At 51.3% G+C, this 21,299-nt stretch carries 21 protein-coding genes; 10 read left to right on the forward strand and 11 right to left on the reverse strand.

The features are described from left to right. Positions 1-39 precede the first annotated feature (39 nt). From HJG54_RS08545 to arsH, 4 genes are read left to right on the forward strand one after another with little or no spacing between them, the layout of a single operon-like run. A complete protein-coding gene (locus HJG54_RS08545; protein ID WP_316434449.1) occupies positions 40-717 on the forward strand; it encodes an MIP/aquaporin family protein in 678 nt (225 codons plus the stop codon). 50 nt (positions 718-767) lie between these two features. Beyond that, positions 768-1,166, forward strand: coding sequence for an arsenate reductase, glutathione/glutaredoxin type (gene arsC, locus HJG54_RS08550; RefSeq protein ID WP_316434450.1), 399 nt, complete (start codon positions 768-770; stop codon positions 1,164-1,166). Positions 1,167-1,174: 8 nt separating this feature from the next. Further along, positions 1,175-1,633 (forward strand): dual specificity protein phosphatase family protein, encoded by a 459-nt coding sequence (locus tag HJG54_RS08555; protein WP_316434451.1) that lies wholly within the window; start codon positions 1,175-1,177, stop codon positions 1,631-1,633. A 4-nt stretch (positions 1,634-1,637) separates the two neighbouring features. Next, on the forward strand, positions 1,638-2,306 hold the full coding sequence (gene arsH, locus HJG54_RS08560; protein ID WP_316434452.1) for an arsenical resistance protein ArsH: 669 nt from the start codon (positions 1,638-1,640) through the stop codon (positions 2,304-2,306). Between the two features lie 69 nt (positions 2,307-2,375). Here arsH and HJG54_RS08565 read toward each other — a convergent pair whose 3' ends face one another. The 3 genes from HJG54_RS08565 to upp form a co-directional block, all read right to left on the reverse strand. Continuing rightward, on the reverse strand, positions 2,376-3,023 hold the full coding sequence (locus HJG54_RS08565) for a Uma2 family endonuclease (protein WP_316434453.1): 648 nt from the start codon (positions 3,021-3,023) through the stop codon (positions 2,376-2,378). Between the two features lie 116 nt (positions 3,024-3,139). Next, positions 3,140-4,411 carry a URC4/urg3 family protein gene (locus tag HJG54_RS08570; protein WP_316434454.1) on the reverse strand — a complete coding sequence of 424 codons (1,272 nt, stop codon included), beginning with the start codon at positions 4,409-4,411 and terminating at the stop codon, positions 3,140-3,142. A gap of 91 nt (positions 4,412-4,502) precedes the next feature. Further along, positions 4,503-5,192, reverse strand: a complete 690-nt coding sequence (gene upp / locus HJG54_RS08575) for a uracil phosphoribosyltransferase (protein ID WP_316434455.1) — start codon at positions 5,190-5,192, stop codon at positions 4,503-4,505. 157 nt (positions 5,193-5,349) lie between these two features. Between upp and HJG54_RS08580 the strand changes: the two genes are divergently transcribed. After that, on the forward strand, positions 5,350-6,630 hold the full coding sequence (locus HJG54_RS08580; protein WP_316434456.1) for a GTP cyclohydrolase II: 1,281 nt from the start codon (positions 5,350-5,352) through the stop codon (positions 6,628-6,630). A gap of 83 nt (positions 6,631-6,713) precedes the next feature. Here HJG54_RS08580 and HJG54_RS08585 read toward each other — a convergent pair whose 3' ends face one another. After that, the gene (locus HJG54_RS08585; RefSeq protein WP_316434457.1) at positions 6,714-7,202 is read right to left on the reverse strand and encodes a GNAT family N-acetyltransferase; all 489 of its coding nucleotides are present in this window, start codon (positions 7,200-7,202) and stop codon (positions 6,714-6,716) included. A gap of 44 nt (positions 7,203-7,246) precedes the next feature. Here HJG54_RS08585 and HJG54_RS08590 point away from each other — a divergent pair, with 44 nt between their 5' ends. Beyond that, positions 7,247-8,359, forward strand: coding sequence for a beta-galactosidase (locus tag HJG54_RS08590; protein WP_316434458.1), 1,113 nt, complete (start codon positions 7,247-7,249; stop codon positions 8,357-8,359). A gap of 64 nt (positions 8,360-8,423) precedes the next feature. On the opposite strand, the gene HJG54_RS08595 is transcribed toward HJG54_RS08590, so the two are convergent. Beyond that, the gene (locus tag HJG54_RS08595) at positions 8,424-10,577 is read right to left on the reverse strand and encodes a choice-of-anchor Q domain-containing protein (protein WP_316434460.1); all 2,154 of its coding nucleotides are present in this window, start codon (positions 10,575-10,577) and stop codon (positions 8,424-8,426) included. Positions 10,578-11,346: 769 nt separating this feature from the next. On the opposite strand from HJG54_RS08595, the gene pyk reads away from it, so the two are divergent. Together pyk and HJG54_RS08605 are read left to right on the forward strand one after the other, a co-directional pair. Further along, entirely contained in the window at positions 11,347-12,771 is a 1,425-nt protein-coding gene (pyk, locus tag HJG54_RS08600; protein WP_316434461.1) for a pyruvate kinase, read from the forward strand. A gap of 116 nt (positions 12,772-12,887) precedes the next feature. Further along, positions 12,888-13,631, forward strand: coding sequence for a 2,3-bisphosphoglycerate-dependent phosphoglycerate mutase (locus tag HJG54_RS08605; RefSeq protein WP_420717385.1), 744 nt, complete (start codon positions 12,888-12,890; stop codon positions 13,629-13,631). Between the two features lie 6 nt (positions 13,632-13,637). Here HJG54_RS08605 and HJG54_RS08610 read toward each other — a convergent pair whose 3' ends face one another. Then, positions 13,638-14,252, reverse strand: coding sequence for a LysE family translocator (locus HJG54_RS08610; protein WP_316434463.1), 615 nt, complete (start codon positions 14,250-14,252; stop codon positions 13,638-13,640). 142 nt (positions 14,253-14,394) lie between these two features. Next, on the reverse strand, positions 14,395-14,862 hold the full coding sequence (locus tag HJG54_RS08615) for a DUF3291 domain-containing protein (protein WP_316434464.1): 468 nt from the start codon (positions 14,860-14,862) through the stop codon (positions 14,395-14,397). 484 nt (positions 14,863-15,346) lie between these two features. Here HJG54_RS08615 and HJG54_RS08620 point away from each other — a divergent pair, with 484 nt between their 5' ends. Further along, complete coding sequence (locus tag HJG54_RS08620; RefSeq protein ID WP_316434465.1) at positions 15,347-16,753, forward strand: PLP-dependent aminotransferase family protein; 1,407 nt, start codon at positions 15,347-15,349, stop codon at positions 16,751-16,753. Positions 16,754-16,909: 156 nt separating this feature from the next. Here the strand turns inward: HJG54_RS08620 and HJG54_RS08625 are convergent, their stop codons facing one another. The 3 genes from HJG54_RS08625 to HJG54_RS08635 are packed head-to-tail and all read right to left on the reverse strand — an operon-like array spanning position 16,910 to position 18,672. Next, the gene (locus HJG54_RS08625) at positions 16,910-17,329 is read right to left on the reverse strand and encodes a VOC family protein (RefSeq protein WP_316434466.1); all 420 of its coding nucleotides are present in this window, start codon (positions 17,327-17,329) and stop codon (positions 16,910-16,912) included. Positions 17,330-17,366: 37 nt separating this feature from the next. Further along, complete coding sequence (locus HJG54_RS08630; RefSeq protein ID WP_316434467.1) at positions 17,367-18,404, reverse strand: histone deacetylase family protein; 1,038 nt, start codon at positions 18,402-18,404, stop codon at positions 17,367-17,369. 13 nt (positions 18,405-18,417) lie between these two features. Then, on the reverse strand, positions 18,418-18,672 hold the full coding sequence (locus tag HJG54_RS08635) for a TIGR03643 family protein (protein WP_316434468.1): 255 nt from the start codon (positions 18,670-18,672) through the stop codon (positions 18,418-18,420). An 81-nt stretch (positions 18,673-18,753) separates the two neighbouring features. Here HJG54_RS08635 and HJG54_RS08640 point away from each other — a divergent pair, with 81 nt between their 5' ends. Then, positions 18,754-19,509 (forward strand): S1C family serine protease, encoded by a 756-nt coding sequence (locus HJG54_RS08640; RefSeq protein ID WP_316434470.1) that lies wholly within the window; start codon positions 18,754-18,756, stop codon positions 19,507-19,509. Between the two features lie 55 nt (positions 19,510-19,564). Here HJG54_RS08640 and HJG54_RS08645 read toward each other — a convergent pair whose 3' ends face one another. Beyond that, complete coding sequence (locus tag HJG54_RS08645; RefSeq protein ID WP_316434471.1) at positions 19,565-21,226, reverse strand: hypothetical protein; 1,662 nt, start codon at positions 21,224-21,226, stop codon at positions 19,565-19,567. Positions 21,227-21,299: the final 73 nt, after the last annotated feature.

Below are 21,299 nucleotides of genomic sequence, written 5' to 3' on the forward strand. Positions count from 1 at the left end.
TCTGTATTAGTGAAGCAAATCGGCCAGTAGAAAACCAGCATGAAATTGTTTACATCTCCAGAAGCTATCGCAGAAGGTATCGGTACATTTGTTTTAGTATTTGCTGGAACAGGTGCCGTCATGGTCAATCGAGTCAGCGATGGTGCAGTTACTCATCTGGGTATCAGTTTTGTGTTCGGATCTGTAGTTGCAGCGCTGATTTATGCCCTTGGTCATATTAGTGGAGCGCATTTCAATCCTGCGGTCACATTGGCCTTTTGGAGTAGTGGATTTTTTCCGCGCTATAAGGTAGTCCCGTATATTGTTAGTCAATGCGTGGGCGCAGTTCTAGCCTCGGTCATGTTGCGACTTTCCTTAGGATTGACCGCAAATATGGGAGCCACCCTACCGTTGAACGATAATTGGCTGCAATCATTCGTCCTAGAGCTAATTCTGACGTTTATTTTGATGTTCGTAATTTTTGGCTCCGGCTTAGACCGACGCGCGCCCATCGGCTTTGCCGGATTAGCGATCGGCCTAACAGTAGGACTAGAAGCCGCCTTCATGGGACCAATTACAGGAGCCAGCATGAATCCTGCCCGCTCTCTTGGCCCTGCCTTGGTTGCCTCGCTGTGGAATCATCATTGGCTCTACTGGGTTGCGCCCATTTTGGGTGCGCAGTTGGCTGCTCTCGTCTATGGGCACCTCTCGAATGGATTTCGAGATTTGAAAGATTAACGTTGAAAGAGTGATGTTTCGCTAAAACCACCAAAATCATGAAAAAAGTCATGTTTGTTTGCAAAAAGAACTCGGCTCGCTCCCAAATGGCGGAAGGTTTTGCTAAGACGCTGGGAGCTGGCAAAATTGAAGTCACTAGCTCTGGGCTGGAAGCCAGCCAAGTGCGCCCAGAAGCGGTTGCGGCGATGAAAGAGGTTGGCATTGATATCACCGATCAGTATTCCAAACCGTTGAGCGACTTCAAGGCCGAGGATTTCGATGCTGTGATTTCCCTGTGTGGCTGTGGCGTGAACTTACCGCCGGAATGGGTGACGCAAGAGGTATTTGAAGACTGGCAGTTGGATGATCCTGCTGAGCAACCAGAAATCTTTCCGCGCGTGCGCGATGAAATTAAACAGCGAGTTGAGAAACTGGTTGACACCTTGAGTGCGGCACCTGCAGCTTTCTGAATCCTGCTATGGCACAACCAGGTCAATCAATCGCAGACAACCTCTGGTGGGTGATTTCGGGCAAGCTGGCGGGAGTACGCAAACCTACTCCAGAGGAAATCGCTGAGCTGAAAGCTGCCGGCGTGGGAGCCATTGTTTCTGTGATGGACGATCCTGCTAATCTAGATCTCTATCAGCAGGCAAATCTTCCTTATCTCTGGCTGCCCACCAAGGGCGGGACAGCGCCCAGTCGCGAGCAGCTCCAGAAATTGCAGGATTTCGTCGATCAGCAAAACCAGCTCGGGAACGCTGTGGCAGTTCATTGCACCAGCGGCAGACGCCGGACCGGAACGATGCTGGCTGCCTACCTGATCCAATCTGGCTCCTCCTATGAGGATGCGATGCAGACCATCCTGCTGGTTAACCCCAATGTAGAACTGCGCGAGGCCCAAACTGAGTTTTTGCAAGACTTGGCGGAAAGAAGCTAAATCCATGACGAATTTTGATCACCCACCCAGAATCTTGTTTTTGTATGGTTCCTTGCGGGAACGCTCCTACAGTCGCTTGTTAGCGGAAGAGGCCGCTCGCATCATTGCGGAATTTGGCGCAGAGGTCAAGTTCTTTGATCCGCGCGAACTCCCGATTTATGGTAGCGTGCCCGATACCCATCCAAAAGTGCAAGAACTGCGGGCCTTGAGTCAGTGGTCAGAGGGACAAGTGTGGTCCAGTCCGGAAATGCATGGCAACATCACCGGGATTATGAAAAACCAGATTGACTGGATTCCGCTGAGTATTGGAGCTGTACGACCGACACAGGGAAGAACGCTGGCCGTTATGCAGGTGAGTGGAGGATCACAATCGTTCAATGCAGTGAATACCCTGCGCATATTGGGCCGCTGGATGCGAATGGTGGCGATTCCAAATCAGTCTTCGGTTGCTAAAGCTTATCAAGAATTTAACGAAGATGGAACGATGAAACCATCAAGCTATCGAGATCGGGTAGTTGATGTGATGGAAGAACTCTACAAATTTACCTTACTGTTGCGTGACAAGGTAGATTATTTGACCGATCGCTACAGTGAACGCAAGGAGAAAGGGGTTGAAGAAAGTATGAGCGAGATTGGCAAAGCGATCAATGGTGTTCACCTAGAAAGAATGTAATCTAGGGTGTGCTCGTATCTTGGAACGCTTCCAGTTAGGAAAGTTTCAATCTCTTTGACAATCGCTGCTTTAACCTTCTGACTGAAACTGGGTCAATAACCAGGCTCCTACCTGAGATTGATCGGTTGCTCGACTGCGACGCAGTGCTTCTTCTATAACGGCAATCGTTAACCCTGGTAAAACTTGCGATTCTCGAATTCGCCGACTGCCCTGATCGGCAATAGCATAGGCAAGAACCTGAGCATTCTGCACATCCAAGACCCAATATTCATCCACGCCCAGCTCTTCATACAGTGCTCGTTTCGTACCGACATCGTCCAGTAATGAACTCTTGGCAACCTCAATCACCAGATTTGGAGCAGGATATCGATCCAAATCGACAATTCCTGTACTCGATGGGATGGCTTGAGCGCGCTCACGAAGGTAATAGGACACATCCGGCTGACAGTCTTGCACGCCTGTTTGACGCAATGTTGTGGTATCTAGTCCCGTTGCTGGAATTCCCTTAAGTGTAGTGAACAGATTCACTACAAAAATAATGATCACATGATCCTTGCCATGCTCAAAACTGACCAGTAACATCTCGATTCGCATGTGTCCTTTGTAGTAATACCCCTTGGCCTGTTCATAAATGGGATCTGCAATGAGGCGAATATACTCGTCCCAGGAGGCAACAGTCCAGGTATCGGTGAATGGTCTGGTTTGTAAATTCCTCATTTCACACTACCGCTGCACATCATTTGATTTCATTGTATCCAGGTTGATAGATAGGGTTATTAACCCGAGACCAACTCATCCCCCCAATCAACAAGTTCTACGCCAAGCGTATTGCCTTAAAACACCGTTCCATCACTCACGATGCGAATTGGTGGCTCACCATTGGGTCTCAGGGAAGCGGCGATGCGGCGTCCTGCCGCCCAAGTGCCACCTTCCAACACTTTGGCTAAGGGTAATTCTGCCGCAGTTAAGTTTTGCCTTTGGCGAATGGTTGCGGCAATCTGGTCAAGCAGCACAACGGTTAGCGCCCGCCATTCTACGATTACCTCTGAGCTGGGGACATGGGGTTCACTGAGGACAATGGCCTGTTTGGGTTGCAGTAGGCCGAGATCAAGGCAGAGTCCGCCGTTGCGGTATTCAGCTAAGCCGGTGAGCTGATCCAGATCGGTGATTTCCAACCCTAGATCCTGCAAAGGTTCTAGCAGCGAGTAAGTGAGCCACTGGGACAGCTTGTGAAACGGTACGAGTTGCGAACCCAAGTCCGTATTTGATGAACCAGAATTTGGCAAACCAGAGTGCCGCCAAACATCACCCAGGTTCACTCCTGCAAGCGTGGTTCGTCCCGGCCAAATCTCGCTGAAGCCCAACAGCACCGCCTCGAATACGGTATGAGCAGGAAGCTGGCCCTGTGGCGCTTGGAGCAGCAAGTAGTCCACCAAGCCGCCCGGACGCCCCAGTTCACCAAACAGTTCTGGAGAGCGAGCCAGAACACGACCGAGCTGCTGCATTAACTGCAAGCGGCCCTCCAAGCCGACTAAGGGATTTGCTGCTGTGACCTGAAAGCCGTTTGCTAAGGTTTCTAAGGTCAACTGCTGCAGACCCACTGCATCAACTCGAAGCTGGTCTGGCTGGCTGGCAAAGCCGCCGTTCAAAAACAGACAATAGCTGGCAACCGCCAATCCTTCCGAGCGCTGAAAGGTTTGTCCAGTTTCGGTTTCTGTGTAGGTCCAGGTAGCGCCCGCGCCCGCATCCAGCAGCACACTCGTAACCGCCAAATCAAATTTGGCCCTGGCCTGTTCTAATGGCGGCAGGTGAGCCAGTTTCTGATCCAGTTGGGCCAATCGATCCACTCCCCCCGCCTGAAAATGCCGCCAGCGGCTATGGAACGGCACCTGCCAATCTGGATAGTTAGTCTGAATCTCTTGCGTCACATAATCTGCCACCGCACCCAGCCGCTCTAGATCGCAGCGAAAGTAAGCCAACCGATCCTGTAAGCAGAGTTCAAACAACTGGCCGCACCGCTCCCGAATCGCCTCAGTAGAGCGCAGATAACGAACTGCCGCCTGCTCCAGCGTCAGGTCCGACATCCCAGCCTCAAAATCAGCCATACCTACCCCTTCACTCCTCGTTCAGCGAGGCTCACGAGCTGCATCTCCCCTCGTTCGGCGAGGCTCACGAGCTGCATCTTCCTCATCCCCCTCACCGCGTCCCATACAACCGGTCCCCCGCATCCCCCAATCCAGGCACAATATAGCCGTGGTCATCCAGACGTTCATCGATGGCTGCCGTGTAGATGGGGACATCCGGGTGCTGCTCATGGAAATGCTGAATTCCTTCTGGAGCGGCCAGCAGGCAGACAAACTTGATCGAGGCGGGGTTCGCTTCTTTGAGGCGATCGACAGCTGCGACGGCGGAATTGCCGGTTGCTAGCATCGGGTCCACCACCAACATATCGCGGTGCTCGACATCGAGGGGCAGCTTCAGGTAGTACTCGACCGCCGTCAATGTGGTTGGCTCACGGTAGAGGCCGATATGGCCCACTTTCGCGGTGGGAATCAGCTCGATCATGCCGTCCAGCAAACCCTGCCCCGCCCGTAAAATCGAAACAATCACCATTTTTTTGTCGGCAGCCAGCATCGGAGCTTCCATCTCCGCCAGCGGCGTTTTGATCGTCTGCTTTTTTAGCGGTAAGTCTCGCGTCACCTCATAGGCCAGCAGCATGGCGATTTCTTTTAGCAGGCGGCGAAAATCTTGTGTATGGGTTTCGACCTGCCGCATGATCGTCAGCTTGTGCTGCACTAGGGGATGATTGATCAGGATGACTTTTTCGGATGAGGGATCAGAGGATGACGGATCAGATGACGTGACGGGCGGAGGATCGAATGGCATGGTAGAGCTAGGGGATGAAGGAACAGAAAAAGCGCGACCTGGCAGTCGAGCCAAGCTTAACCTAACCCAGCCGCCAGCCAAGGAATGTTACCAACGATGAAGTTGATAGAAATTAAGTTTAGAATACGATACATCGCTGTAGGGGTTGCACTGCACCATGACTGAAGATCTTGCCAAATCTAACGGGTCTAACGGTAAGCCTACTAAATCCAAGCACATCATCCTCACCTCTCACCAAGCGCGGGGCAGCACGGTGGTGCCGATCCAGTGGGGTGCTGTCGATCCGCAACAGCGAGGCCCGATCCTGGGGTCTCTCCGCAGCCCCAAACACCGGAACGTGATTGGCACCCATGCAGGCGCTTATGGCGTTTATCGGGCATTGGCGGTAGCCAGCGGGGTGCTCGATCCAACCCACAAGGCCGACCTGACGAATACGGCCCCCGTAGTCGAGATTGGTCCCCATCCGAGTTGGGGTGATCCCGATAAAATTGTCTCGCTCGATCCGTTTGGGGCGATGGTCGGCGAGGTGTTTACGGTCTACAGTGGCGAAGATTACGACATTTTCCCGACGATTGCCATCACCAAAGCCCACATCAACATCCCCGAACTGCGGGACGAAATTGCCGCAGGACGACTCCAAGTAGATGGTGCCATTCTTAAACCCGACGGGAGTTTAGTGGTGACAAAAGCGGCGATCGATCCGGTCTGGTATTTGCCGGGAATTGCCAAACGCCTGAACATCGAAGAATGGGAGTTGCGGCGGGTATTGTTTCAGCAAACCGGCAATATGTTCCCAGAACTGGTAACCCGTCCCGATCTGCATGTGTTTCTGCCGCCGATTGGCGGTACCACGGTGTACATTATTGGCGACACCGACGCAATTACCGACCCCAACCGGCCGCTGGCGGTGCGCGTCCATGACGAATGCAACGGCTCAGATGTGTTTGGCTCGGATATTTGCACCTGTCGGCCCTATCTGGTGCACGGCATCGAGGTCTGTATTCAAACCGCGCAGGAAGGCGGAGCCGGGATTATTATCTACTGCCGCAAAGAAGGCCGAGCCTTGGGAGAAGTAACTAAATTCCTGGTCTACAATGCCCGCAAACGTCAAGCAGGCGGCGACCGCGCTGATGCCTATTTCCTGCGAACCGAGTGCGTTGCTGGCGTCCAAGATATGCGCTTCCAGGAGCTAATGCCAGATGTGCTGCACTGGCTGGGCGTCACCCGCATCGATCGCCTGGTTTCGATGAGCAACATGAAGTACAACGCCATCACCAATGCCGGCATCGAAGTGGTCGAACGGATTCCAATCCCGCCGGAACTAGTTCCAGCCGATGCTCAAGTTGAAATCGAAGCCAAAAAAGCCTCCGGCTACTACTCTGACAGCGGCGTGCTGGCCGAGGATGAGTTGGCGCAGGTGAAGGGACGGACATATTGAGGGGTGGAAGTGTAAGAGTGTAGGGGGGTAGGGGGTGGGATACTGAGCAGGGTTGATTGTGAGGCATCTGGTGAGCGTAGTAACTAGTCACCGGCTGCGTTGGGTGGTTGAAGTCGTTTTTGAAACACCAGCGATTGCTTGATCATCCGGTAGCCCATGCGTTCGTAAAAACGGTGGGCCTGCTGACGAACTACATTCGAGCGCACCATTACTTCGGAGCAGCCTTGAGTCATGGCCCAAGCTTCGAGCTGGTGCAGTAACTGCCGTCCAATTCCGGTACCGCGAACAGTTTCATCCACCACGAGTCCCAAAATCACCACCTGAGTTGGTCCAATCAGCAGGGCACATCGCTGCCCATGAATCCAACCCACGACGCGATGCTGCTCAGCTACATAAACCTGATGGTCGGGATGGGACAAAACGGCAGCTAAATGCTGCTGCATCTGCTGAACTGTGACAGTGTAACCGAGTTGAGTGCAGAGTTGCGACAAAGATTCAGCATCGGCTAAACTGGCTACCCGCAGCATTATTGGCGTAGATTGGGAAAACTCTGGCTTCATTACTCGTCTCATGATTTGATTCATGACTTTTGATTCATGACTATAGCAGTCCTTCTATGGCTCCGTTTTTCCAGGTTCTCAACCCCAGACATTTGCTGCGTCAGTTGGCCATACCACTACTGTTGCAGTCCGGTCCACTCCCTTCTCGTACCAAACTTCCGGCTGGTCAAACCTTGACCTGGGGCACCACGTTTAGTCAATTGCAGTGCCGCTATCTGGGCCTCGACTATCGAGACGCCTTCCGGCAAATTTGCGATCTGGGCTTTAAGCAAATTCGCCTATGCAGCTATTGGAACGAGATTGAACCGCAGCAGAACCAGTATGACTTTTCGATCCTCGATTGGCTGCTGGAAGAAAGTGAGCAACGCGGGATTGGTGTAATTTTAGCCGTTGGCATGAAAGTACCACGCTGGCCAGAATTTCATTTTCCAGAATGGTTGAGTCAACGCTACGATATAGGTCCAAGTGAAATTGCTGTGGATCAGCGCAGTCCAGCCATAGCCGAACATACGATTCGCTTTGTGGATGCGGTGGTGAATCACATGCGTCATGCTAGTGCGATTCGATATTGGCAAATTGAGAACGAGCCGTTTACCCGCTTAGAAATTACCGGAGGACGGTTTCTCAGTTCCGAATTTGTCAGGCAAGAAGTGGAGCTGGTTCGATCGTTGGTCCTGCCCCAGCACAAAATTCTGCTCACGGGTTCAATCTCACTGCCCTTAGCCAATGCAGTTGAAGACGAAGTAGCGTTTCAGGATTGCCTCAGTCTGGCTGATGCAGTTGGAATCAATGTCTACAGCAAAGTGCCAATCGGACAAAGCCAGTATTACTTGGAACCCCAGCCGCCCTTTTGGCAAACCCTGCAAACTTGGCAGGCCCAGATCGTTGCGCGGGGCAAAGCAGCTTGGATCGCGGAAGCACAGGCCGAACCCTGGGAACCCAATCAACTCGTTGCCCTCCGGGGTATACACCATCCCAGTTGCTCACCAGCCCAGGCCAGGGCCTTAGTGCAAAGGCTATCGACGCTAGGTTACGGAACAATCCTGCTGTGGGGCTGCGAGTATTGGTATTGGCATGAGCGGCAGGGGCGTTCGTTTTGGTGGCAGGCGATGCGGCGGTTGCTTCAGTCGAATATTGGCGATACCTCTAAGAAAAAAGGGGAAAGGTAGGCTACCCTTTCCCCTGACCCCTTGCTTTCTCTAGGCAAACTTTAGGCAAACTTTAGGCAAACTTCTAGGCAAAGTACCCAGTCACAGGCAGAGCACCTGCCGTAGCATGGGCCGCAGGATTCGCAAGACCCGTGACGTTGACCACCAGATCGCGACTGCCGTTGAAGGCTCGCACGCTATCGTTCACCGACAGGTAGGTACTCTTTTTCCACTGAAACAATACGGCTTCATTGGCTTTCAGGTCCTGCTTACCAGCCGTTTTTTGGTTCTTGTCGGCATAGGCAGATTTGAGAGCCGCACTGAGATTATTCCCGTCCACCTTACCCGCATTAAACAGTCCTCTCGGACGCTGAGTAGTTGCCAGATTGTTGTCGTAATCGAGTTGGAGGCGGTCGCCTTGCAGCACGTTCAAGTCAGTGATGCGATCAAGTGAATTAACCCGCGATCCGGCAAAGGCATCGAGTTGGGTTGGGCCACGGTAAAGCACGCGATCGGCTCCGGTTCCAGTAGTGAGCTGGTCGGCTCCTAATCCGCCCGTGAGCAAATCGTTGCCTGCGCCTGCCAAAATCGTGTCTCTACCAGCGGTGCCTGTAAGCGTATCGTTGCCGGGAGTGCCGTTGATAGGATTGGCCGGACTGCTAGGAGTTCCCGGACCGCTAGGGTTACTGGGAGTACTGCCGACCGCGCCGAATTCAAAGGCGCCAATATCGGGCTGACCGTCGCGGGTAAAACCTCTGGCATCGGTTGAGGGAGCGCCACTGACGCCCGCATTGATTGCAGGACTCCCGGATAACAGGGCATGGGTTAATAAACCACCGCCATTGTCCTGAAGCGGACCGAGTTTGGGATCGATCACCCGCGCATTCGGCGTTACCCGATCGTCATTGGCCAGGGCATTTTGAATGTTGCCGCCTCCGTCGGTCAGCTCGCGGCTGGTATGCTGACGGATGTTCCAGGGGTTGCCGCCATTCAGGGCCGTATTTTTGTCAAAAATCGTGTTTTTTACCGTCACCGGGGCCGAGCTAGCCAAAATGCCACCGCCGACCCAGCCAGCCTGGTTGTTGGCAATTGTACTGTTGACAATCGTAGTCGCAGCATCATACAGCGCCATCCCGCCACCGTTTCGACCTGTATCATTTTGGGCAGGCGTAGTGCTAAATATTGCCTTGTTTCCAGAGAAGGTACTATTCGTGATTGTAGAGGGTGCTCCCATCATCCACAAACCGCCACCCTGATTGGTGGCGCTATTATTCACAAACGAGGTGCGATTTAGTGTTAGACCCTTATTCAAACCATTACTCAGCACCACCAAACCGCCACCATTACCGGCATTGCCGCGCGGCAGACCCTGGACCTGATTATTCCTAAAGCTGGTGGCTTCGATAATCACATTGTCCTGATTGCCGGTATAGAGATAGGCTCCGCCGCCTTCTCCCAAGCCGCGATTGCCTTCAAACACACTATTGACAATCCGAATCGTACCGGAAGCTTCGTTGACCGCGCTGGCTCGATCGGTAAAGAGAGCACCGCCATAGCCGCGCAGAAAACCAGTTGCTGAGCCATCGATAAATTTAGCCGTTGTGGTGCTGTTGTTGATAAATTTCGAGTTTTCAATCGTCAGTTTGCCGTTCAAGCTGTTGATCGCGCCGCCATTGATGCCTTGGTTGTTAGTGAAAGTACTATTGCGGACGATGAAATTGCCGGGACTGACAAAAGCAATTGCGCCTGCGCCTCGCTCGTCGTTGCCCTGAGTCGCCACATTGCCGTCAAATTGGCTGTTGATTACCGTCAGGTTGTTCTCCCATTTGCTAAATACGGCACCACCACCTTTATCAGCTCTGTTGCCCGTGAATTTAACATTTTCAACCGTAATATTCGCTTTGTGTTCTCCCAGAATCGCTCCACCTTGATCCGAAGTTTTACCATTGGCAAGCGACAAGTTTTTGATTGTGACGTTCGTAGGAAAGTCCTGATTGGAGTTGACCAACAGAATCCGAGAGGCATTGTTGCCGCTGATGGTCAAGTTAGCCGCTGTCGCTCCATTGATCGTCAGGTTTTTACCCGGTGAAATTTCGATCTGTCCGCTGGTTAAGCGAATCGTTTGATTGGCGAGGCTGGGAGCAAACTGAATCGTATCGCCAGACCGGGCAGATGCAATTGCCGCTCTCAACGATCCTGCACCACTGTCGGCGGTCGATGTAACCGTGATAATTGCCATGATCTATCCTTCTCAACAACTCGATAGACTTGAGCAAGCTCCGTCTGTACAAATGCAGAAGCTGCTCAAGGTCGTTTCAGATGCAAATCAGATCGGAATCAGCCGAGGGGCCGTTTCTTTGGGCAACCGCAAGGTACTAGAAGCTGATTTAACCCGTGCTGCTGCTGTCGTCTCATGCCACCTCAAACCATTCGCTCCAATCCCGCCTTGTGTGTTGGTTTCTATGATTAGTTTGCATGGGGCTTGTATAGCTTTTTCCACTCTGGTAAGGTACGAGGGGTGTAGGGGCTTCGCCCCCACGCAGGGACACAGCCCCTGCACCCATTTTTTGTACTTCATTAGCCTGGAAAAGGCTGTATACGGGATTTTGATAAGCAGAATGAGCATGATCAGACAAATGGCCCTGCGGTTGCTTCAGCAAACAGGTCTATAGACATGCTTCACTTCAGCTTTTCTGCGATTCAGGATGACAACCGGAAAAATTCTTGTGATGATGTGATGAATATTAAGTGACCTGAATCACTCGCAGTTGCGTCAACAGATCGATTTCCCAAACCTCTGGTGATATAGGTTACAGAATGAATATTTTATGTATAAAAAATTAGACGCATTTGTGATCTACATTACCGACGTTGTATCTGTCTTTTGATGGGATTCTTAAAAATTTCGGAAAAGATAGCATTTGTAAGCTGGATAGCATTCTTTTTCAAATCGAAAGACCTATTTTAAGGAAATCCAGAAAAACCAGGACAGGGAGCCGTATTCAGCCATGCTAGCACCACCCCATCGCACAAAAATTGTTGCTACGATCGGTCCCGCCAGCCGCTCACCAGAGATGCTCAAGCAAATGGTACAGGCTGGAATGAGTGTAGCCCGGTTAAATTTTTCCCACGGTAGTTACACCGATCACGCCCAAACCATCGCGCTGTTGCGTTCGGTGTCGGAAGAGTTGGATGCGCCGATCACGATTCTGCAAGACTTGCAGGGACCCAAAATCCGGGTGGGAGACCTGCCGGATGGCGCTATTAAACTCACCGCAGGCGAACTGCTCACCCTAGTCCCAATTGCCGAATTTACGCAGCGACCCGATACCGTTGGTATTGACTACCCGTTCTTGGCAGAAGAAGCCGAACCGGGCACCCAAATTTTGCTGGATGACGGCTTGCTAGAACTGCAAGTGAAATCGATCGTAGATAATGGCGTGCAGTGTCTAGTGATCAAAGGTGGATTGCTGAAGAGCCACAAAGGCGTCAATTTACCCAGCCTGAATCTAAAGCTGCCTTCCATGACCGAAAAAGACCAGCAGGATCTGGAGTTCGGCTTATCGCAGGGGATCGATTGGGTGTCGCTCAGCTTTGTGCGCCAGGCCGAAGATGTCCAAGCATTGAAACGATTTCTGGCAGAGCGCGGTCATACTGACCTGCCGGTACTGGCGAAGATCGAAAAACCCCAGGCTATCCAAAATCTGGAACCAATTCTGGGCGAATGTAACGCGATCATGGTGGCACGGGGGGATTTGGGCGTCGAAATTCCACCAGAGCGAGTTCCTAACCTGCAAAAGCAAATTATTCACCGCTGCAACCAGCTCGGCATTCCCGTGATCACCGCTACCCAGATGCTGGAAAGCATGATTCAAAATCCGCGTCCCACCCGTGCCGAAGTCAGCGATGTCGCTAACGCGATTTTGGACGGAACCGATGCGGTAATGCTGTCTGGCGAATCCGCCGTAGGAGCCTATCCGATCGAGGCCGTGGCGATGATGTCTCGCATTGCCCATGATGTCGAGAAAGACCTCAAGTTTGAAAACAATCCGGCGATTAAGAGCGAAATTCCCAATGCCCTCAGCGAAGCCCTGAACGCGATTGATGAAGTGTTGCATCTGAAGGCGATTGTCGCCCTCACCAGCAGTGGCGCATCGGCTCTACTGGCCGCATCCGAACGCCCCAAAGCGCCTGTTATTGCCGTCACCTCGAATGAGACTGTCTACCATCGCCTCAATTTGGTCTGGGGCGTCAAGCCACTGCTGATCGAGCAAGAAAAGGAAACCTTTGAGGAAGCACTGCATCAGGTGGAAACCTGTCTGCGTCAACGGCATTTGGCCTCACCCGGCGACCGGATTCTGGTAATGGGTGGCATTCCAATGCGGCAGGCGGGCGGAGCCAACTTCTTGAAAATTCACACAATTTCTGCCTAGATCGGTCAAAAAATAAGCACACAGGACGAATGGCAAATCATGGAAGCGTGCTACAAGGTGAGAAGCAAAATGGATATTCGCGACGCTGATTCATGACGCCGATCCATCAAGGTTAAATCATGGCTAAATTGATTCTAATTCGGCATGGGCAGAGCACCTGGAACGCGGCTAACAAGTTCACAGGCTGGGTCGATGTTCCCCTCAGCCATCAGGGCATGGAAGAAGCTCAGCGGGCTGCTCAAAAGCTGAAAAGCTATCCGATCGATGTCTGCTTTACGAGTCTGCTGATTCGCGCCATTCAAACCGGATTGATTTGCCTCGTCGAATCAGATGCGGTCCGCAAACAGGGCAAAAGTCCAGTGATTCACCACGAGGCGGATGATCCCGATTGGCATGGCTGGGACCAACACACAGGCAATCCAGAGGAAGAAATCCCGGTTTTTACCGCCCAAGCGCTAGACGAACGGTTTTACGGCAATTTACAGGGCTTAAACAAGGCCGAAACTGCCGCCAAGTATGGAGCAGAACAGGTAAGGCTATGGCGACGCTCCTATGCCGTGCGCCCTCCCGGTGGCGAAAGCTTGGCCGATACCGTAGCCCGGACGATTCCTTTCTTCAAACAGCGCATTTTGACCCACCTGAAGCAGGGCGATCACGTTTTGGTCGCCGCCCACGGCAACTCACTGCGGTCGATCATCATGGATCTAGATCAGATTAGCGAAACGGAAATTCCCCTGTTGGAACTGGCCACCGGCATCCCGATCATTTACGAAATCGATCAGAAGGGTAACGTGGTCAGCAAAGAAATTTTGGCGGATGACGCACCAGTTGTCGTGCCAGGGACTGCACCAGCTGTGTAGTTTCGCCTAATCCTTCTGGATTAGCGCCAACCGCAGCCCCAGGCCAATCAAAATCGCCCCCATCAGCCGATCCAACCAATGGGAAATCGAGACAAACCGTCGCTGAATCACTGGCTGAGACATCGTTATCGCAACACAGGCAAACCAGCCAAACTCAATTCCAGCCACCGTAGCACCATAGAGAATCTGCACCCATAAAGGCGTGTTGGGCTGAATAATCTGCGTAAACAGCGCTAGATAAAACAGCGTTGCTTTCGGGTTGAGTAAACAGGTGAACAACCCCATCCGAAATGCTGAACGATTGTTCAGCGCTACTTCCGGCTGTAGGGTTGATGCTTGCTGCGGTTTAGTCCGCAATGATTTGATGCCAATATAAACGAGGTAAATCGCGCCAAGCCATTTCAGTAGCGTGAACACCAAAATTGATTGAGAAATAACCACACCAATCCCAATCAAACAATAGGTCATGTGAATTAAATCGGCGATCGATAAACCCAATGCCGTATACACACCTGCCCGCCTAGAATGAATCAGACTATTCCGCAGCGTAATGAAAAAATTCGGTCCGGGGCTGATGATAACGAGACTAGCAATCACAAAAACAGTAATCCATTCAGTCATAGGTGAAAATACAAAATTAGGAATTAGAAGATCGATGTATAGCCGTCGCTGCAACAGTTAGGACAGAGATTAGGACAGAGATATTGTTGTGGGCGCGCTTTGCGCCCACCAACGTTCTATCTTTTCTGGCAACTACTATAGGTTACACTTTAGAATCCAGCAGTTTTGCAACAGAAAAAGGCTGACGAAACGAAAAGGCATAGGGCGTCGGACCCTGTTGACGCAGATATTCTAATCGTTCCTTGGCCTCCAAAACCGTGGGAATATGGCCCGCCGGAATCCACCAAAGCGCTACGGTAGGCTGGGGGACTGGCTCAAACCACTTGCGTCGGTCACGCATCGCAACCCCATGCTGGCTCCGATACACATACTCAAACAACGCTTCCAATGACTCCCAAACCGAGAGGTTAAACAGGATGCGCTCATTGTCGTAAGCCCGAAGGTCAGTCGCATTTCCAGCGTCGGTTTGCAGTCGCCACACAAACCCTGGACTGGCATCAGCAATCGCATTTACCGCTTCAAGTTGGGCAACAAAATCAGCCATGAGTGGATCGCTCAAGGGAGCACGCATCGTGGCAATATTAACTTGGGCAAGGTGATGGAGAGGCATTTTGTTGGGGGATGAATTTGGGGAGGAGGTGGGAGTCAGGGGTCAGGGGTCAGGGGGTTGCCAGTCCATGTAGGTTGAAAATTTGGCGTTGCTGAATTGGGGTATGAATCGTGGCGTTGCTGTAACGTTGGTAGCCCCCTAAATCCCCCAATGCTGGGGGACTTTGAAAGGTCCGGTTCCCCCCAGAATTGGGGGGCTAGGGCTTCAACGTGAGCTCAGCCGAACGGGGCAATTCATACCTCTATTCAGCAACGCCGAGAATTTAATTTGGTGATCTATAATCTGCAATGTAGGCGTCTCGTCCATGACCAGCAAAATGCTTGCATTCCAATTTCGTTCACAGCGCTGTATGCCGTTCATTCTGGCTCCTGACTCCTGACTCTTGAATTCTCAACTTTCGCCCCAAGCATAACTGAATCAAGTCGCCCGCAGTAGAGCCAATTTGCTCTAATTTGAGCAGTACCATTTTCGTCAGATAGGTTTTATGCTCTGGTTGCCGATTGACCGCAACTCTTCGACACCGCTGATTCGCCAAATTTATCTGGAATTGCGGCAGCAAATTTTGCAGGGAACGCTAACTGCCGGTCAAAAGCTTCCAGCCACGCGAGCTTTGGCAACCCAGTTAGGGGTTTCGCGGAATGTGGTGCTAGAGGCTTACGATCAGTTGATAGCAGAAGGCTATCTGGAGAGTCGAGCCGGATCAGGCACCTATGTAGCGCAGGGAGCCACTTGGTCGGTGTTGCCGTCCCAACCGAGATCAGAACCGGCCTCTGAACCAGATTCAGCCGATTGGATTGATTTTCGTTCTGGGATTCCTGACCTTGAACGGGTTCCTTCCAAGCTGTGGGGGCAGATCACTAAACAGGTTGGGGCAGCAGCAGCGGCTGAGGTGTTTGGCTATGGTTCACCCGAAGGGCGGCTCGAATTGCGTTCAACCCTAGCGGCCTATTTGCAACGAACTCGCGGCGTGATTTGCCAACCGGATCAAATTATTATCACTTCCGGAGCGGCGCAAGCCTTTGGTCTCGTGGCTAAACTGCTGGCGGCTCCAGGCGACACAGTAGTACTGGAAGATCCGACGCCTCCAGAAATTCGCCATATTTTTGCAGCCCAAGGGCTTACGGTACAAGCCGTTTCGGTAGATGAGCGGGGTCTACAAACAGACAAGCTCTCTGCCATACCAGAGCCTCGCTTTGTTTTGGTAACGCCTTCCCATCAATTTCCCCTAGGCAGCGTGTTGCCAATTCAGCGCCGCATCGAACTGCTCGAATTCGCTAGAACGACTGGCTGCACAGTAGTTGAAGACGACTACGACAGTGAATTTCGCTACGAAGGAACGCCCGTAAGTTCGCTACAGGGACTCGATCCAGAACGAGTAATCTATATTGGCACCTTCAGCAAAATTCTCGCACCTGCTCTGCGGTTAGGATATTTGGTTTTGCCGCCGGCCTACGTAGCTGCTTGCCGCGAGCTGAAGCGGTTGAGCGATTTACACACCTCTAGCCTGGAGCAGATCACCTTGGCCCAGTTCATCCAAGCTGGACATCTAGAAAGGCACATCGCCCGGATGCGCAAGCTCTATCGTCAGCGCCGTAATGTCCTGAGACAGAGCCTTTTAGAAAATTTTTCCGATTGCGTCAAGATTTTAGGAGACTCCACAGGTTTGCATCTCGTCGCAGATTTTAAGAATATTGAGTTTACAGCAGAAGTGATGCAGAGAATCAAACAGAAATATGTTAAGGTTTATCCAGTCTTAAACTATGCAATTGATCCAAATCAGCATTCTCAGAAAGTTGTTCTAGGCTATGGAAATTTATCAACTGACGCGATTCAAACTGGCATCGCTCGCCTCAATCAAGCAATCTACAGCACAGCTAGTACAATACAGTGAACTTGAAAGTAAACTTGAGGGTAAACTTGCGCTGATGCATAGCCTGTTCAATGCATATTTTCATTTTGCCTAGAAAGATTGATTTAGCCGGTAGCGATCCGTCAACTTAGACAGCAGCTTCCTAATTAGAAAACCGTAAGCAAGCGGTACAAGCCATCACGAGGCAAAGATTTGCGCCTGATCCTGAAACGCTTTGAACTCCAGCGCATTGCCACTCGGATCTTGAATAAACAGTGTCGCCTGTTCTCCAACTTCGCCCGCAAAGCGAATCTGCGGTTCAATCAAGAACTCGACTTGCCGTGATTTCAACTGCTCTGCCAACTCATGCCATTGCTGCCACTCTAGAATCAGCCCAAAATGGCGAACGGGCACCTGCTCTTTGTCCACCGGATTGGTTGTTGCCCTGCCGCACTCTTCTGGCTTCAAGTGAGCGGTGATTTGATGTCCGTAGAAGTTAAAGTCAATCCAGCGGTCACTAGTGCGGCCAATCGAGCAGCCCAATAGATCGGCATAAAAGGCGCGAGCCTCTGCTAAATTTGCCACTGGAAATGCCAAATGAAAGCGGGGGTAAGTCATAGATCCTAAAGAAGTTGATGTACAAAATTCATTCAAATTATTTCTTACTATTCTCAAAGCCCATCAAAACATTCACCACATTCGTACCAATTTCCTCAACTGCATATCCGCCTTCCATCACAAATAGTGTTGGCCTAGCCAAGCTCGCAATCCCCTCACCGATTTTGCAATAATCTTCACGCTTGAAGCGAAACTTTGAAATTGGGTCTTGTTCAAACGTATCGACTCCCAAAGAAACAACTACCACATCCGGGCCGTAGGCTTGAATATGCTGAATTGCATCCGCAAATGCGGTTTGATAACTAGCCCAGTCCGTTCCCCACCGCAGTGGATAATTTCGGTTATAGCCTTCGCCCGCACCGACGCCAACTTCATCCTCATAGCCTAAAAAGTAAGGATATTCCTGACTGGGATGGCCGTGTAGCGACAGAAAAAACACATCCGAACGGCCGTAAAAAATAGCCTGGGTGCCGTTGCCATGATGATAATCCACATCCAAAATTGCTACCCGCGCCGCACCTGCTTTGCGAAATGCCTCAGTCGCCACAGCCGCATTGTTGAAAAAGCAATAGCCGCCGTAGAAATCCCTGGCCGCATGATGGCCGGGCGGACGGCAAAGGGCAAAGGCAGATCGTGCACCCTGCTGCATCTGCTGTTGAGCCGTTAGGGCCACATTCACGGCGGCAGTAATCGCTCGCCAAGTTCCAGCCGTAATCGGCGTTCCGGCATCAAAGGAATAGTAGCTCAATTTACCATCAATGGTTTCGGGAACTCGGTCATGCCGCATCGTGCGAGTCGCCCAGTTCAGCGGTAGGGCATCATAATCACCGTGAGCCGCCAGCCATTCTGACCACGCGGTTTGCAAAAACGCCACATAGCCCGGATCATGGACCCGCAGAATGGGTTCCAGCCCATACTCTTGAGCTGGCAACACCGCTCCCAGCTTCGCCTGCTGCACCTGCGCCAACACCATCTCCGCCCGACGCGGATTCTCAAACGGCGGTAGCAACTTGCCGTCGATTAGCTCAAATCGAGCATCTTGATAGCGGTGATCCTGGCTGTAAATCGTCAGCATGAACCCTCGATTTTCATCCTTTTTGATTTTGTGACTTAAACCGTCCAGCCTCGAAGCTGCGTCTTTCCAGATGTTTGGTTTTGCGGCCACTGACCCGCTGACACCACATCCGAAAACTCGAGGGCTGCATTTCCCGCCGCATCAAGGCAATCACCTGCGGTTCACTCAAGCCAAACTGATGTTCAATAGCTTCAAATGGAGTGCGGTCCTCCCAGGCCATTTCAATCATCCGGTCAATCGTTTCGCTATCAAGCTGGGGCAACTTCATGGATTTGACTTCTTGCAAGAAATTTTGCTTCCATCCTATTCTAGGAAGGAAGAACGGCATCGTGGGTACGCCTTAGCCTGTATGAAGTCGCAGGAATTAAAACTAGAAGAGTTTTTGCGAGTCACACTAGCCGCAGCCGTGCTGGTGATTGGCAGCCGCTGGCTTTTGAGTAACACCTACCTGGGCAACTGGGTGCAGCAAGCCTGGATTGCCGGACAGCAACAAGTCGAAACCCTGATCCGCCAACGGCGCGCTAGCGGTGGTTACACTCCCCTCGGCACTCCCACCCCGATCATGGAAGCCAATCGCTCAGTAGTGATGCTGTCAGGTCGGCAGTCGATTGGTTCAGGCGTAATTCTCAACTCATCCGGTTTGGTGCTGACGAATAGCCATGTTGTCCGCAATGGAGGTAACCGCTGGGTCGTGCGTCTGTCCGACGAGCGGGAATTACCTGCCTACGTGGTTGCTACAGGTAGCCGCGATGCTGGCATTCATTACGATCTGGCGCTAGTACAAATTGAAGGTGCCAGTAATCTGACACCGGCTCGCTTTGCCGAAGATCGGCCCCAAGAAGGCGAACCCGTTTGGGCCATTGGTGCACCCTACGGACGGGCCGAAGTCATCACCAAAGGTGAACTGAAACGAGTCACCCGCGATGGCATTTTACTCACCAACACAGAAGTACATCCTGGCAATTCAGGCGGACCACTTGTAAATCAGACCGGAGAGGTGATTGGCATCAACACCGAAATTAACCCTTCGATGCCCGCTGATGCCACTACCGCCTCGATTTCAGTTCCTGTTGTTCAGGAGTATTTGCCAAGGTTAATGGAGTAAACGTTAATGGAGTAAACGTTAATGGAGTAAACGTTAATGGAGCAAAGATGCAGAGCTAGGGTGGCTTAAAAGGAAGGCCTCTAAACAACCAGTCAAGCCGTTGCCCAGACTGGAACCACCATTCAGCATCTAGGATCCGGCTTGAATTACCTGAAAGGAGCAACTGTTCAGTCTCTAGCTGAGAAAGCACCCGTTTGCTCCAATGACTATGCTGACAACCATGCCAATAACTTACATCAGCATCAGCACTTCCGTGAGTAGAACAATCAAAACCCGCATCTACTGTGGTATTACCATCATTAATCCCAGAATCTTCTATTTCTTGATCGCTAGAATCCACTAACTGCGCTGAATTACCATCTAGTACAGCTAATAAGTTTGTAGAATCTTGATCGCATGTTTGGACTGGTTCTATTCGGGTGTATTGGTCAGATGGATCTAAAGGGTTGTTAATCAGATCCTGATCCTCTGGAGCAACTAGAAAGTTTGGATGCCATAGATCTTTGTACCGATAGAGTGAAGCTCCTCCGATTCCGTATTGAATTAGTGCTTTAAATCTTGCTGTAGCTTGAGCTGGTAGAATATTCTGATTGAGCAGATCGGCAATAGCCTGTCTGATCCGTTCTTTTGTATTCTCAGATCGTTGTTGATTCCAGGTTAGAGATTGCTGTGATCCAGGTGATTCTGTGCTCTTTTGGTGTTGAGCATTGTTAATACAAGAACTAGTACCATAAGGAAAGTAGTGGCTATTTTCCACACATCTTGCCCACTCTGCGGCTCTATGTTCGATCTGATGTTGATGCTGACACCATTCTTGATATCCAGGAAGTGATCTGGCAACAGCTACGATTTCATCAACGAGCGATTGTCCAATCAAAGGTGTACTGCCTTCCAGGATATGGTGGAAGATGTAAGTTCGCATGGCAATCCGTCCGAGCAAATAGTTAGTCTGCCCGTAGCCGGTCCAACCTAATTCGATCTCCGCATTTAGATCGTTGAGAAACTTAGCAGCCTTGCCGGATATCTGGTACCGCTTGCGTTGGTTCTGCTTGAGAATCCGGCTGAGCAGTCGGGGTGGAATTTCATTGTGTTGTTGGCTGTTCTGCCATTGCTGCACAAAGTTGAAGCGATCCGTCCAAACAGGTTCAAAGTCCTGATTCAGCAAGTATGACCCCATCTGTAGCGGCAGCCGATGGGCATTAAATAAACTCGGTTTTCCTTGGGTGTTTGGGCTTCTGTGATTAGGAAAGACTTCTAGACAACCTGGTTTTACGCTAAAACCAGCATTCTCTAGTAAAACGGTGAGGGTTGCTCCCAGTTCCCAGGTTTTTTGAGCTGACTGAAACGGAAAGTAAATATGTAAACCACCGCTATAGCTAGACGTACAGATTAGAGAGCGAGTCAGGCCCAGCGGTTCGAGCACACCCAGAATCCGCCGCACCGCGAACCCGTCCCGATCTGGGTGATAAGGGCTGCCGGCATCGATATCCAGTAAGCAATACCGCGTTTTTACGCCAAAGCGAACGCCATAGAGATAGCTACTTTGATTTAACAGGCGATTCGTTAGGGGATGGCGGCTTTCGGTTTGCCAATGTGGTTTTGTTCCTGGTTCCGGATGGGGTGCGTAAATGTAATCAAATCGATGTGGAAATAAATCAAAGAAAGCCTGATTGCTCTCTTTGGCCAGACAAGGTTCTGGAGGTGAGGCTAGAAACATCCCACTCCACCTCCAGGTTCTGAAGAGGGGTATGCTGCTCTGCTAAACCCCCTAATTAATCGAAACAAAACGA

The organism is Leptolyngbya sp. NK1-12 (genome assembly GCF_032598965.1).
Taxonomy (GTDB): domain Bacteria; phylum Cyanobacteriota; class Cyanobacteriia; order Elainellales; family Elainellaceae; genus Elainella.